Origin of the sequence: Anaeromicropila herbilytica, from assembly GCF_016591975.1 — a bacterium.
Lineage (GTDB): Bacteria > Bacillota > Clostridia > Lachnospirales > Lachnospiraceae > Anaeromicropila > Anaeromicropila herbilytica.
This window is the reverse complement of the sequence record NZ_AP024169.1, coordinates 3,520,654-3,535,148: the sequence shown is the minus strand read 5'-3', so window position 1 is coordinate 3,535,148 and position 14,495 is coordinate 3,520,654. Positions and strand designations below refer to the sequence as shown.

The 14,495-nt window shown below is 34.0% G+C and carries 11 protein-coding genes; 8 read left to right on the top strand and 3 right to left on the bottom strand.

The features are described 5' to 3' along the window. The first annotated feature begins 40 nt into the window (after window positions 1–40). The 6 genes from bsdtb5_RS15280 to bsdtb5_RS15255 all read left to right on the top strand — a co-directional run bounded on the left by bsdtb5_RS15280 (window position 41) and on the right by bsdtb5_RS15255 (window position 7,687). Window positions 41–856, top strand: a complete 816-nt coding sequence (locus tag bsdtb5_RS15280; RefSeq protein ID WP_271712839.1) for an AraC family transcriptional regulator — start codon at window positions 41–43, stop codon at window positions 854–856. 163 nt (window positions 857–1,019) lie between these two features. Further along, window positions 1,020–3,509: a glycoside hydrolase family 30 protein gene (locus bsdtb5_RS15275; protein ID WP_271712838.1), complete on the top strand. Its 2,490-nt coding sequence runs from the start codon at window positions 1,020–1,022 to the stop codon at window positions 3,507–3,509. Continuing rightward, window positions 3,510–4,844: an MATE family efflux transporter gene (locus bsdtb5_RS15270; RefSeq protein ID WP_271712837.1), complete on the top strand. Its 1,335-nt coding sequence runs from the start codon at window positions 3,510–3,512 to the stop codon at window positions 4,842–4,844. Window positions 4,845–4,933: 89 nt separating this feature from the next. Further along, complete coding sequence (gene vanR / locus bsdtb5_RS15265) at window positions 4,934–5,653, top strand: VanR-ABDEGLN family response regulator transcription factor (protein WP_271712836.1); 720 nt, start codon at window positions 4,934–4,936, stop codon at window positions 5,651–5,653. Beyond that, on the top strand, window positions 5,643–6,755 hold the full coding sequence (vanS, locus tag bsdtb5_RS15260; RefSeq protein ID WP_408628629.1) for a vancomycin resistance histidine kinase VanS: 1,113 nt from the start codon (window positions 5,643–5,645) through the stop codon (window positions 6,753–6,755). The genes vanR and vanS overlap by 11 nt, the downstream gene beginning before the upstream one ends. A 134-nt stretch (window positions 6,756–6,889) precedes the next feature. Continuing rightward, window positions 6,890–7,687: a M15 family metallopeptidase gene (locus tag bsdtb5_RS15255; protein ID WP_271712834.1), complete on the top strand. Its 798-nt coding sequence runs from the start codon at window positions 6,890–6,892 to the stop codon at window positions 7,685–7,687. A 217-nt stretch (window positions 7,688–7,904) separates the two neighbouring features. Here the strand turns inward: bsdtb5_RS15255 and bsdtb5_RS15250 are convergent, their stop codons facing one another. Further along, window positions 7,905–9,908, bottom strand: coding sequence for a KUP/HAK/KT family potassium transporter (locus bsdtb5_RS15250; protein WP_271712833.1), 2,004 nt, complete (start codon window positions 9,906–9,908; stop codon window positions 7,905–7,907). 500 nt (window positions 9,909–10,408) lie between these two features. Here bsdtb5_RS15250 and bsdtb5_RS15245 point away from each other — a divergent pair, with 500 nt between their 5' ends. Next, window positions 10,409–11,710, top strand: coding sequence for an MATE family efflux transporter (locus tag bsdtb5_RS15245; RefSeq protein ID WP_271716123.1), 1,302 nt, complete (start codon window positions 10,409–10,411; stop codon window positions 11,708–11,710). Window positions 11,711–11,809: 99 nt separating this feature from the next. On the opposite strand, the gene bsdtb5_RS15240 is transcribed toward bsdtb5_RS15245, so the two are convergent. Both bsdtb5_RS15240 and rpsT read right to left on the bottom strand, forming a co-directional pair. Continuing rightward, entirely contained in the window at window positions 11,810–12,640 is an 831-nt protein-coding gene (locus tag bsdtb5_RS15240) for an Ig-like domain-containing protein (protein ID WP_271712832.1), read from the bottom strand. 298 nt (window positions 12,641–12,938) lie between these two features. Beyond that, window positions 12,939–13,202: a 30S ribosomal protein S20 gene (gene rpsT / locus bsdtb5_RS15235; RefSeq protein WP_271712831.1), complete on the bottom strand. Its 264-nt coding sequence runs from the start codon at window positions 13,200–13,202 to the stop codon at window positions 12,939–12,941. 204 nt (window positions 13,203–13,406) lie between these two features. Between rpsT and gpr the strand changes: the two genes are divergently transcribed. After that, window positions 13,407–14,327: a GPR endopeptidase gene (gpr, locus tag bsdtb5_RS15230; protein WP_271712830.1), complete on the top strand. Its 921-nt coding sequence runs from the start codon at window positions 13,407–13,409 to the stop codon at window positions 14,325–14,327. The last annotated feature ends 168 nt before the right edge of the window (window positions 14,328–14,495 follow it).

The following is a 14,495-nucleotide window of genomic DNA, read 5'->3' as shown; positions in this document are numbered from 1 at the left end:
GCAACTTCATAAATAATTATATTTTTAGGAGGTCAATTAAATGCTCAAAGTAATCTACCCAGTAATCGGTAAAGAACGAATACTACCATTTTATCTAACTGGAATCGGCGTTAGTTCCCCAGAATATCGTGTAAAGCGAGAGAATGGATTGGTATCCTATCAGATATTGTTTACGAAAAGTGGAGAAGGTATATTCGAAGTTGATGGCCAAAAATATCCACAGAAAAAAGGAAGTTGCTTTTTTCTTCCACCTGGACAAGCTCATGAATATTATCCTATAAACGATGATTGGGAGACTTATTGGATCGTTTTTAGAGGAGAAGGGTTGAAGGAATTCATGGGGAGACTAGGTTTTGTCTGCGGAATGGAAATTAAAAATGTAGATATTGATAGCCTTATGAGGTGTTTTAACAGTATTTATATTGCAGCAGGCGATTCTATTAATGGGGGCTATCGATGTTCGAATCTTATATATGAGTATATTCTTTTGGTATATCGCCAGTTTTTTGATAGAACGGATGAGAGTAAGAGACTAGGAAATATTACGCAAGATGCGATATGTTATATCGATGACAATATTTCAAGAGATATTGGTTTGGAGGAACTTGCGGGAATCGGGGGTGTTTCACTTCAACATTTTTGCAGAGTGTTTAAAAGTAATATGGGGATGCGCCCTATGGAGTACGTTGCGAGAAAAAGAATTGCAACAGCAAAATTACTTCTAGATAGCACAGAACTCAGTATCACAGAGATTGCACAAAAAACAGGATACTCCGATGCTGGGTATTTTGGTATGGTATTTCGACGTTTCGAGGGAATGTCACCAACACAATACAGAAGAAATGGATATTTGTAAATAGTCAAATCTCCTTGCCTATCCATTCCATGTTCATATTTTAGTAGTGCGAAAGATTTCAGATTGACTCTTAGCATAAAATAAGACAATAATTAGGTGAATATATTAAGGAAAAATCTAAAATATACATAGATTATGGAATGGATACAAAGGAGATTGTAATATGGAGAAAGATAGAATAAATGTCATAGTTGACGGAGCGAAAGCTAATAAAATGCCCAATAGTATTTATAGGGGATTTGGAATGATTAGTGCTAACAATTCCTCTAGACTTTTACTTGATTATAAAGCTGAGCATCCAGAAGCTTATTGGAATATCTTGAATTGTATTTTTGGTAAGGAAGGGTTAGGAGCTACTCATTTTAAGCTTGAAATGGGTTCTGATATTAATTCTTCTTCTGGAACAGAACCATGTATTATGAGAAGGGCAGATGAAGAGCCTGATGTAACTCGTGGAGCCAGCTATCAATTAGCTTTCGATGCGAAGCAGATTAATCCAGATATAACACTAGACATGCTAAGGTGGAGCGAACCTGCCTGGATTAGTAATGCAGATGATGTGTATGATCTTCGTTATCAGTGGTATAAGAGCACACTGGATGCAGCTTTTAAGGAATACGGATTAATATTCGACTACATCAGCGCGAATCAGAATGAACGTGATATTGATGCAGAATGGATTAAGTATATTTCCAAGCGATTGAAAAATGAGAAGGACTCTGCATATGATTACTCCAAGATAAAAATTGTTGCAGCAGATGAGGAAGGTCATTGGAATATTGGAGAGAAAATGCTTACTGATCAAGTACTGTTAGATGCGGTTGATGTGATTGGAAGCCATTACACGGATTGGTCTACGAACAAAGTGAAGCAATTATTCCATGATTATGGGAAAAAGGTATGGTTTAGTGAGGGATGCCCTCCAATGAGTTATTCAGAAGAAACCTATCGATATGACGGTACAGGGTCTGGACTTACTGGTATAAATGGGGTACTCGACATTGCAAATCGTATTATTACCATGTATCCGGGTGGTAATATGACATTGTATGAATTTCAACCTGCTGTAGCAGCGTATTATGATGGGGTAACTTTTTGTTCCAAACAACTGATTACAGCAAATAAGCCATGGAGTGGATACTATGAATTGAATAGTGGATATTATATGGCTTTACATTTTTCACAATTCATAAAAGAAGGATGGTGCTTTATTGAAGGAGCCTGCGCAGGAGATGGAAAGCCAGGCGGAGATGGTCACGCTGTAGTTGAAGCAACTTATAGTTATATAACCTTATGTGATCCTAAGACAGAAGATTACAGTATCGTTGTTACGAATACAACGAATAATACGAGAGAATATAGTATTGAAATAAGTGAGTTGAAAAAATCTTCTTCAACAGTATATATATGGGAGACTAGAGGACCAGAGAAGAATCAGAAATTTGACGATAATTATTTTAAGAAGATTGATGCAATTAATCCAGTAAGTAACGGCAATATAGATACTTATACGGTATCTGTAAAGCCATATTCTATGGTAACGATAACTACTCTGAATGAAGAAAATCATATTAGTAATAGTAAAAATGAGATAGATAATAATAGTAGAAATGAGATAGATAATAATAGTAGTAACCTCCTTTCAATACCATATTACGATGATTATGAATATAAGGAATACGATAAGGACTATCTTCTCTCTAGAGGAAATGCCCCAAGATATACAACAGATGAAGGCGGAGCATTCGAAGTAGTTCATTATAACGGAAATAATGTATTGATGCAAAAGATAACCACGGATATGAAACCAAAAGAATGGGGCTATACACCTGATCCAGTCACTAATTTTGGTGATGATCTATGGTTTAATTATAAAGCTTCCGTTGATGTGAAATTTGATGCAAACGGAAATCAAGATAATAATTACGTGGGAGTTGGAATAAGGTATAATCTCGGTGATGCAGGTGCAAGCGGATATAGTATGATACTCTATGCCAATGGTAGATGGAAACTTAATCGTAATAAAGTAATGATTACAGAAGGATATACGGAGAGATTTGACGGTTCTATATGGAATTATATTGGTGTCATGGCGGTAGAAGATAAAATATCAGCATACTGTAATGGAAAACTTTTAGTGAGCCACACGGTAGATCATAAGAATCTGGAACCAATGCATACAGCAGGACGTTGCGCACTGTATAGTTCCTATCACTGTAATTGTTTTGACCATTTTAAAGCAGAGCCAATAGATGATGTTGAATATTTTGTAGATAGAATTAACAACACCAATGAAGCCATTACCTATTCTAGCGGATGGACGCATTCCGTCATGTCGGGTTTCAAAAACTATTATCGAACTGTCTCAAAAGGAGAGATAGGAGAATCTGTGGCTATAGATTTTAGCGGCACTGGATTTGCAATCATTGGAGAGAATGAGAACGAACGTAATTGCGAGATAGATGTTGAACTTGATGGCATATTGGTGGAGCATAAATTGAGTATTGCAAAGTCTGATTACCGAGAAGCTTGTTATTATCGATACAGTATTGCAGAAGGGTATCATCAAATGAAAATTACAGTATTAAGTGGAACATTTACCTTAGATGCTGTAGAGATTACTAAAATACATAAAGCTAAGGATGACAAATAAATGGCTACTTATGTAAAGAATATGACCACTGGTAGCGAGATTCGACATATTGCTTATTTTGCACTTCCGCTCTTTGTGGGAAATCTTTTTCAACAAGTTTATAATTTTACGAACTCGATTATTGTAGGAAAATTTATCGATAAAGATGCACTTGCTGCAGTTGGTGCAACGAGCTCGATTACATTTCTGTTCTACTCTCTCTGTCTAGGACTTGCTACAGGTGCGGGTATTATAGCATCACATCATTTTGGAGCAGGTAGAATAGAAGAATTAAAGAAATCAATTATCAATTCAGCTTATGTTACGATTTTATTTGGAATTATAATAAGTATCATATCTATCCTAGTTGCAAGAGATGTGTTACAGCTATTGAATACACCAGATGCTATCATTGAAGATTCAACAAAATATATGAGAATATCATGTGCTGGAACCGTTGCAGTTGCTGCGTACAACTGGATTGCATCTGAACTTCGAGCACTAGGGGATTCAAGGACGCCGTTAATATTTCTGATATTCTCTTGTATTTTAAATGTAATACTTGATTTATTTTTTATCCTCGTTCTACATATGGGGATATGTGGGGCAGCTCTTTCTACTGTACTTTCTCAAGGAGTGTCAGCAGGTATTAGCATATTATATGCATTAAAGAATAACTCTTATTTTCGGTTTACAAAAGAACATTTTCTATTCGATAGAACGATGTTTATCCAAAGTATAAAGATTGGTATGCCTATCGCTGCACAAAGTGCAATGATTGCTGTATCGATGGTTGCATTACAGCGTGTTGTAAATGGATTTGGCGAAAATGTAGTAGCAGCCTATACTGCCACCATGCGTATAGAACAACTTGTTCAACAACCATTTCAATCGCTTAATTCAGCAATATCGAACTTTGCAGGACAGAATGCAGGTGCAAGAAAAGAAGATAGAATCATAAGAGGTTATCATAAATGTGTACTACTTGTGGCTGGGATTGCGTTTTTTATGTTTGCAATCTTTATGATATTTGGACATAACATTGTAGGGCTATTTGTAAATGATGCAGAGGTAATTAGAATAGGAACGAACGCTCTAAGAGTTTCTTGTTGTTTTTATATCTTTCTTGGGTTAATACATATAACAAGAGGTCTGCTTAATGGTGTCGGAGATACGAACTACGCAATGATCAATGGATTGGCAGAGGTTATTGGTAGAGTTGGCTTCTCTAGTATCCTTATTCATATACCAATTGTAGGTATATGGGCAGTATGGGGAACAACGGCACTGACATGGATGCTTACGGCTTTTGCAAGCATTATACGATATAGAAAAAGGAAATGGAAGTTGGTGTAGTTATAAACCAACACCAAAAATAACATTTTATTCCTCATTCAATTATGCTAAAATGATAAATATGAAAAATTTATCATAGGAGAAAACAAATGAATGGGAACATTTTAATCGTAGATGATGAAAAAGAAATTGCTGATTTAATTGAAGTCTATCTTAAAAATGATGGATATGAAGTATATAAATATTACAATGGAATGGATGCCCTAGAATGTATCGCCACTACCAAACTAGATATGGCGATTCTAGATGTAATGCTTCCTGATATTAATGGATTTGATATATGTAAACAGATTAGAAAGAAACATTTCTATCCAGTCATTATGTTGACAGCGAAAGTTGAGGATATGGATAAGATAATGGGATTGACGATTGGTGCTGATGATTATATAACCAAGCCATTTAATCCACTTGAGGTGGTTGCTCGTGTGAAAACTCAATTACGAAGGTATGTAAGATACAATCATCAAGAAGAAATAGACTTAGATGAAATGAATAGTAAAGAAGAAACAAAGGAATATGACATCAAAGGATTGCTGATTAATAAGGATACTCATCAATGTACTTTGTACGGCAAAGAGCTGTCGCTTACTCCAATCGAGTTCTCAATTCTTTGGTATTTGTGTGATCAAAGAGGTAAGGTGGTGTCATCAGAGGAGCTTTTTGAAGCAGTATGGGGTGAAAAATATCTGGATAATAACAATACAGTTATGGCACATATAGGACGTTTACGAGAAAAGTTGAACGAGCCAGCTAAGAAACCAAAATTCATAAAAACGGTATGGGGAGTGGGGTATCGTGTTGAGTTATAGCAAAGAAGATCAAAGAAGTAGTACAAATCTTAAAAAAGAGCTGACAAGGCGTTTGATCGTCCGTGCACTCATACAAATCGCTGCTATTATCACCTTCTTTAGCATCACGTTAGTAGTTGGCAAATTAATTTGTGCACAATATACTTGGTATGATGATGAAAGTTTGTATAATATACTAAAATATTTTGAATACAACGCACCGTTTATTGCAATTGTATTCTGCTTTATAGGGGTTATTATTGTTCTTCTAAGTGCATGGAGGAAGTCGTTGGGATATTTAGATAACGTTCTGGAAGCTACCGAAAATATTTATCATAATGATAGAGAATTAATAAAGCTACCTACTGAATTAATAGAAGTTGAAAATAAGATGAATCAGATTAAGTTGAATGTCAGGGAGAATGAAAGAGCAACGAAAGAAGCAGAGCAACGTAAGAATGACTTAGTTGTATATCTTGCGCATGATCTAAAGACTCCACTTACATCGGTAATTGGTTATCTTAGTCTATTGCGAGATGAAAGACAGATATCAGAAGAACTTCAAGAAAAGTATCTTACCATTTCTTTAGATAAAGCAGAACGCCTGGAAGATTTGATTAATGAATTTTTTGAAATTACTCGTTTTAACTTATCTACGCTGACACTTGAATTAAGTCGTGTGAATCTAACTAGAATGTTAGAGCAGATCATATATGAATTTAAGCCAATGTTTCTTGAGAAGAACTTACAATGTACGTTACATTCAGATTCCAATATAACAATGATGTTTGATGTATATAAGATGCAACGTGTTTTTGATAATTTACTTCGGAATGCAGTGAATTACAGCTTTGAAAATAGTACAATAGATATTACAATCAGACAAAAGGAGAATACAGTAGTTATAGTATTTAATAATCATGGTAATACGATTCCAGAAGAAAAATTACAACGTATATTTGAACAGTTTTATCGTCTAGATACTTCCCGTACATCAAAAAGTGGTGGCGCTGGACTTGGACTTGCAATAGCAAAAGAGATTGTCGAACTCCACAGGGGTGAGATATTAGCTCACAGTGAAAATGAAATCATAACCTTTGAGGTAAGAATTCCACTTTTGTAGGAAAATCGTAAGAATTTCATTAGAAAAAAGTAGAATATATATAGGAAAGTGCAAATAAAGAGCATTCTTGTTTTTGGTATAGTTATATACGAAAAACAAGGATGCTTTTGTTTTGTAAGAAGGAAGGTTATTTAATGAACGAAGTGGCTAGAATGAGAACAAAACCAGTGGTGAGAACACATAAGAAGAAAAGAAAAAGAAAGATTACTAGGTATCTATTGATATTCACCTTTCTGACGATAATTGCTCTATATCTGTATGGAGGGACCACGATAAATGATACATTTGAAAAAGTGCAAAATACAAATATCATTCAGGAGCTAAGTAATAGGACAAGCAGTCAGGAAGATAATCATAATCATATTCAGGAGAATTCAAAGGACAAAGCATGGAACCTAATTCTTGTGAATAGGTGGAATGCAATACCAGATGATTTTTCAATTCATTTAAAGACTTTGAAAAATGATTACCAGATTGATGAAAGAATCTATCCCGAATTACAAGAAATGTTTGACGATGCAAGAAGTGAAGGTATCTACCCTCTGATCGGATCAGCATTTCGTTCGAATGAGAAACAGCAAAGTCTTTTTGATGACAAAGTAAATAAATATTTAGAACAGGGATATAAAAGGAAAGATGCAGTAGAATTAGCCAATACTTGGGTGGCATCACCAGGAACAAGCGAACATCAAATAGGACTTGCACTTGATATTAATGCAGAAAAGAATAGATGCACGAATGATGAAGTCTATTCTTGGCTAAGAGAAAATAGCTATAAATATGGTTTTATCTTAAGGTATCCCAAAGATAAAACGAATATAACAGGTACTTGTTATGAACCTTGGCATTTTAGATATGTTGGTAAAAAAGTAGCAAAGGTGATTCATGAACGAGGAATCTGTCTAGAAGAATATTTAAGTAACTTAGATTGAATAAATAGTATAGAAATAAATAATCAGTGTAATGAATATTGCCAGGTATGTGGAGACTATAACAAATGAATTATTAAGTCGAATGGGTACAAGACTAAAGCTTGTTGAATATTGATAGGGATAAAAAGGAGATGTTGTACACTTGAGCCACCCACTGCTATTATTGCAGGAGTGGGTTAAAGTGTACAACATCTCGAATCATTCTATTTAGTAAATGCTATTTATCAATTCTTGTTAATGTAATACGCTTCGGATGTCCAATGAATAATGGAACTTTTTCGATATAAACATCACTCGTATCAAGGCCAAACCAACTAGTTGGAGAAACTGTAAATTTTTGAATGAAAAACTTTGCTCTTAATATATAAGAATCCCATGATGATATTTCGGATTCGTTAGAAAGTACTTCTTGTATCAGAACGAAACGGAAATTACCTAATTTTCGTCCAGGCATAGTTGTATAAGTGCTTGATTGAAGCTCAATTTCTCCATTCTTCACTAATTCAGATGCAATCTGTCTTAAGAATACATTTAATTTCTGCTCTACTCGAAAGCCTAGTTTAAGATTAACTTTTACGATATAAGAAGTACCAAAGGTATCAACAGAATATTCTGCTTGATGAGGTTCGTCTGTTACTGACATGTGTACGAACCAGTACACGTCAGCTTTCTTAGGTCGTTTATCTAAGAGGAAGTACATGATTTTTCGATCAATTTCATGTGGTTTACCGCAGCTCGTTAGGAATACCAGATTATTTGCATATAATGGCTGTGAATCATCTTGGCGCAAACGATTTAACTGATCTTTATAATCTTCAATTGGAACATTTTCAGTTAAACGAATCTTGATAGAATGTGCTCTATTCCATATATACATGACTAATATGATTACAAGTGCGATAATAACAGCTACAAATCCACCATGTGTAAATTTCACAACATTTGAAAGGAAGAAAGATGTCTCAAACATCGCAAAGAATAAGAACATAAAACATGCAAGTACGAGAGGAGTGCCTTTCTTTAATAAATAATTAAATAGAAGAATGGTTGTCATTAACATTGTTACTGTAATTGCAAGACCGTATGCTGCTTCCATGTGTGCTGAGTTTTTAAAGAAAAGAACGACACCAATGCATACGATACATAATATTTTATTAATGGAAGGAATATAAAGTTGTCCTTTGGTACTAGATGGGTACATAGTATGTAATTTTGGAAATAGATTTAACTTAATCGCCTCGGATACTAGTGTGAAGGATCCTGATATCAAAGCTTGAGAGGCAATAATAGCGGCAAGTGTTGATATAATAATACCGTATATTAAAAATGCATCAGGAATCATTTGATAAAATGGATTCAGATCTTCATGATTATAAAAGGATGAATTATTCTTCACTGATAAAATCCATGCACCTTGACCAAAATAGTTTAATAGTAAACATACTTTAACGTAGGGCCAAGTGGTATATATATTTTTTCTTCCTACATGCCCAAGATCTGAGTAAAGAGCTTCGGCACCAGTTGAGGATAAGAATATACTTCCTAGAATAAAGAAGCCCATTTTATTATCGCTACTAAAAAGGATACTGATTGCATAATGTGGTGATAGTGCTCGTAATAGGGTTGGATCATGTGCTATGTTTATAACACCAAATATAGCTAAACTACTAAACCATACAAACATAATTGGACCAAACATTCTTCCGATAAAGTCAGTACCGATATGCTGAATAAAGAAGAGCAATATGATAATAATGATAACAATCATAATAATGTTATTTTGATTATTTCCAAAAATATCTTGAAATTGAGGGATTAACTTAAGGCCCTCAACGGCGGAGGTTACGGTTACAGCAGGTGTTAACATACCATCAGCTAGTAAGGCGGCACCCCCAATCATTGCGGGAATAATCAACCATTTTGCACGACTACGAACTAATGTATAGAGAGAGAATATTCCACCCTCTCCCTTATTATCAGCTTTTAATGTAATAAGAACATATTTAATTGTTGTTAGGATTGTAATCGTCCAGAACACCAAGGAAAGTGTTCCTAGAATAAAATTTTCCGATACATGCTCTAATCCACCATTTCCCTGGAGGACCGATTTCATTACGTAAAGTGGTGAAGTTCCTATATCACCATAAACGACACCTAATGTTACTAATATCCCACCTAAAGTTAATTTGGGAATATTATTTTGCTTCATAAGCGATTTCATTTTAATCTCCCTTTCATCTTGCATCAGTATTCAATGTATGATAGCTTAATAATTTCTGCTATACTAACTAACAAAATGTATATATGTATACATAAAAAAAGACTATTATTGTGCCGTCCACTTGACGTTACAACAAAAGTCTTGCTACTTAGTTACGAAGCAGATTACCTGAATGAATTGATGAATTCATATGTAATCGAATTGATGCTATCGTAAACATCTTTCAATGTTAGCTACTCCCTTTCGGTGATTGAATATTAACAGAAAATAGTGATGTTGTCAATCCTGAACATGCTTTTTGGGATAAAGGTACTACCATGATTTTTAGGATAAAAGAGCAGGAATTACTTAATTCTATTATATTTGGTAATAAAAAACATATGCAAATAGACTTGATTATCTTAGATATTTCATCTATCATATTTATTTAGGGAATAAAAGATAGGAAGGATAAAACTTTGACAGAAGGAAAGATTTCAAAAAAAATTGTATTATTTGCGATGCCAATATTTCTTGGTAATTTATTTCAACAACTCTATAATATAGTCGATTCATTAGTTGTTGGAAATGTTCTAGGTAAGGATGCACTAGCGGCGGTAAGTTCTTCAGGAAGTTTGATTTTCCTAATTGTTGGATTTATTAATGGTATTTTCGTAGGTGCAGGTGTAGTGATTGCAAGGTATTATGGGGCAAAAGATATGGAGGAATTATCGGTTGCGGTACATACCACAATAGCATTTGGATTTATAGCGGGAATTTTAGTTACCATTGCCGGAATGGGATTTACTCCTTGGATGCTTAAAATGATGGGAACACCAGACGATGTATTTCACAATTCTGTTTTATATTTTCGATTATATTTTGCAGGTGGAATTGGAATTGTTATGTACAATACTTGTATGGGTATCTTTCAAGCTGTTGGTGACAGCAGGCACCCACTTTACTATCTAATTATATCATCTGTAGTAAATGTGATTCTTGAGATTCTATTTGTAGCTGTTCTTGGATTGGGAATTGGTGGTTCAGCTATAGCAACCGTAATTGCTCAGTTTGTAAGTGCTTTTCTAGGATTTTATAAGCTCCTAAAAGTTGATGGTGTACATAGAGTTTATATAAAGAAGATTCGAATTAATCGTAAAATGCTAATCAGGTTGCTAAAAATGGGAATACCAACAGGTGTTCAGAATTCGGTAATCGCATTTGCAAATGTTATAGTACAAGCAAATATCAATAATTTTGGTTCTGTAGCTATGGCTGGATGTGGTAGTTATTCCAAACTTGAAGGATTTGCTTTTTTACCAATTACAAGTTTTAGCGTTGCGTTAACTACTTTTATTGGACAGAACCTTGGAGCAAAACAGTATGATCGTGCCAAGAAAGGTGCTCGTTTTGGAATTGTTACTGGTGTCATGTTAGCGGAAAGTGTCGGTATTCTGTTATGGATTCTAGCGCCTATATTAATTAGATTCTTTAACAGTCAACCGAATGTGATAGAGTTCGGTGTTATGCAAGCTAGAATAGAAGCCTTATTCTATTTCCTACTTGCCTTATCTCACTGTTTAGCGGGTATCTTAAGGGGTGCAGGTAAATCGACGATCCCGATGATTGTTATGCTTGTCTGTTGGTGTGTGATCCGAATTTCTTATATAACCATAATGGTAAATGTCATACCAGACATACGGGTAGTATTCTGGGCATATCCACTTACGTGGTGCTTAAGTTCAATCGCATTTCTTATTTATTATAAAAAAGCAGATTGGATTCACAGTTTTGTTGGAAAAGCGCAATTAAGCGCAAATTAAAATATTTTGAAAAGGCTATCTTTAAAATAATGAAGCACTTCCTTCTATATAACAGGGAGAGGTTCTTTATTTTAAGGGTAGCCTTTTGTATAAAGTATATTAATCATTTTGGGTTACAATAGGATTTGTTGAAAACCATAGATATTTCTCGCCTTTCACAGGAATTCGGTAAAGCGGATAGGAGATGGAGTTATCTATTAGTATTCCAACCCACACATCCGACTCTTCGCCTTCTTTTAACACAACATCGTATAGATCTTTGCCTGCTCTTAATTTATTAAAAAAAGCAAATTCTTTTACTTTTACTGGAGTCTTACCGTCAGATTCATAAAAGCACTTATAATTTTGAAGAACATCAGACGCAGATAAGGTCTTAGTACCAGAGCCTTTTCTATATTTTAAATGAAATTGGTATAGAATCCAGTGCGTGTTCTTAGTGGGTTTCTTGTTAAACATATTTTCATTACGCAGAATCTCGTATGCACTATCGCCTACAATAGTTTGTTCCAATTGCATGCTTATTTCTTGTGACTTTGAGAAAATATAGTCTTGGAATAACATTGTTTTTTGATCATATCCAATATAAGGATTGTTATTCTTACCGTTTGGTTTTTTAACATGAATATTACATTTTAACTTTTGATTAACTATTGAGGCCGTAATGATTGCTTTGCCGGAAGCGAGAGCTGTTACTTTTCCATCTGTAGAAACAATTGCAACTTTCTTATTGCTACTTGTCCAAGATATATAATGTTTAGAATCATTTACTTTTAATGTAATGGATTGACTAATATGCATTGTCAGTTTCGTTTTATTTAATTTATAAGAAGCTGCTAGACTTATAGACGAAGTCAATAAACCTAGAATTACAATAAGTTCAAATAGAATGATATAATTGAATAACGAATATTTAGAATATTTTTTTTTCATTTCATACCCATTTGGCAACACATTTACACAGAAGTGTTACCACCAATTAGAGAGCTTATAAGAACTCTAATATTGCATTCCTTTCTACATTTTTATATTATCTAATACATAATTGCTTGTTTTATATAGGATACCAAAGATAGTAAAATATTTCCATATGCATAATGGAGAAAATAGTAAGAAATGTTAAAGATTAATAGATAGAATGAAACAAAGTTCTATCCATTAAGAAGAAATATTATGAAAAAGTAAATAAAAAAGGTTGTCCATTCGGACAACCTATCTATTCTTAATTAAATTAAGCAATTTTGTTAACAGCTAATGTTAAACGAGAAATCTTTCTAGAAGCTGTTTTCTTGTGATAAACACCTTTGCTTGCAGCTTTGTTGATTTCAACGCTTGCTGTTTTTAAACTAGATAAAGCAAGTTCTTTATCGCTTGCAGCCACAGCTGATTCAACTTTCTTTATTAAAGTTTTGATTTTTGATTTAACTGCTTTATTTCTTAAAGCCTTTGTTTCGTTGACTAAAATACGTTTTTTTGCAGATTTAATGTTAGCCAATTGTACACCTCCACAATGATTGTATGATTTTTTTATTTAGATTATTTGTTTCATTAAAGCCGGACACGGTCGATCTAATGTAAACATCCTTTATATCTTAGTATAAACAAAAGCGTATGTCAATACATATTTTGATATTTTAGGGTAAAAATAATACAAAGAAATTGATTTAGGTTATTATATGTAAGGAAGGCAGGGAATAAATTGAATCAAAATATTTATGGAAGAAGAACCGATTTAGCATTAGAAGTAAGAGAAAGTTTTGAAGAAGATGATGTTGAAATTAAAGGGGTAGTGCTAACAGAAGATTATAATGAAAATAAGGATATCAAAGTTACAACTGTAGTAATTAAAGATGAAAAGGGTGCTAAGGCAATGAGAAAGCCTATTGGTACTTATATTACAATCGAAGCTCCAAAAATGGAGGAAGATGATGAGGATTATAACAGACCACTTTCAGAAGAAATTGCAAAATATCTGAATCAGTTATCAGGTGGTTTGAAAGAAAGTGAAATACTAATAGCAGGGTTAGGTAACAGGGAAGTAACACCAGACTCTTTGGGACCACAGGTGGTAGATAATCTATACGTTACAAGACATCTGATTCGAGAATTCGGAGATGAATTCCGTAAGAGACATGATATGGGTTCACTCAGTGCAATCGCACCAGGTGTTATGGGACAAACAGGTATGGAATCAAGTGAGATACTAAGAGGAGTTATCAATGAAACAAAGCCAAAATTAATTATAGTGATAGATGCATTAGCTGCAAGGAGTATTCATAGACTCAATACAACCGTTCAGATTACAGATACAGGAATTAGTCCAGGATCTGGAGTTGGTAATAACCGTAATGCCTTAAATGAAGAAAGTCTTGGTGTGAAAGTAATTGCATTAGGAGTTCCAACGGTAGTTGATGCAGCTACAATCGTGAATGATACAATGGAGGGTTTTCTTCGCAAGAAGGGTTTTAAAGAAGAAGAAGTATATGGCTTTTTAAATGAAGTAGCAGAAGAGGACATTCGTAATATGTTCGTAACTCCAAAGAGCATTGATGAATCAGTGAAGAGAATTAGCTATACAATATCCGAGGCAATTAATTCTTGTATATATCAAGGGGTATAGAAAATTATTGTTAAATAAATTTCATAAATAACAATCCTAATACCATTAGCGTGATAAAAATTATATTTTATAGGTTATATAAAAAGCTAATATAAACTATGATTAGTTGAAGTTATAAAACAAGTTAAAATTGAATATATATAGATAGTAGGAGTAGAGGGTCAAAAG

Coding starts and splice junctions, on each gene's coding strand:
- bsdtb5_RS15280 (WP_271712839.1), top strand. CDS start 41: ATGCTCAAAGTAATCTACCCAGTAATCGGTAAAGAACGAATACTACCA.
- bsdtb5_RS15275 (WP_271712838.1), top strand. CDS start 1,020: ATGGAGAAAGATAGAATAAATGTCATAGTTGACGGAGCGAAAGCTAAT.
- bsdtb5_RS15270 (WP_271712837.1), top strand. CDS start 3,510: ATGGCTACTTATGTAAAGAATATGACCACTGGTAGCGAGATTCGACAT.
- vanR (WP_271712836.1), top strand. CDS start 4,934: ATGAATGGGAACATTTTAATCGTAGATGATGAAAAAGAAATTGCTGAT.
- bsdtb5_RS15255 (WP_271712834.1), top strand. CDS start 6,890: ATGAACGAAGTGGCTAGAATGAGAACAAAACCAGTGGTGAGAACACAT.
- bsdtb5_RS15250 (WP_271712833.1), bottom strand. CDS start 9,908: ATGAAATCGCTTATGAAGCAAAATAATATTCCCAAATTAACTTTAGGT.
- bsdtb5_RS15245 (WP_271716123.1), top strand. CDS start 10,409: ATGCCAATATTTCTTGGTAATTTATTTCAACAACTCTATAATATAGTC.
- bsdtb5_RS15240 (WP_271712832.1), bottom strand. CDS start 12,640: ATGAAAAAAAAATATTCTAAATATTCGTTATTCAATTATATCATTCTA.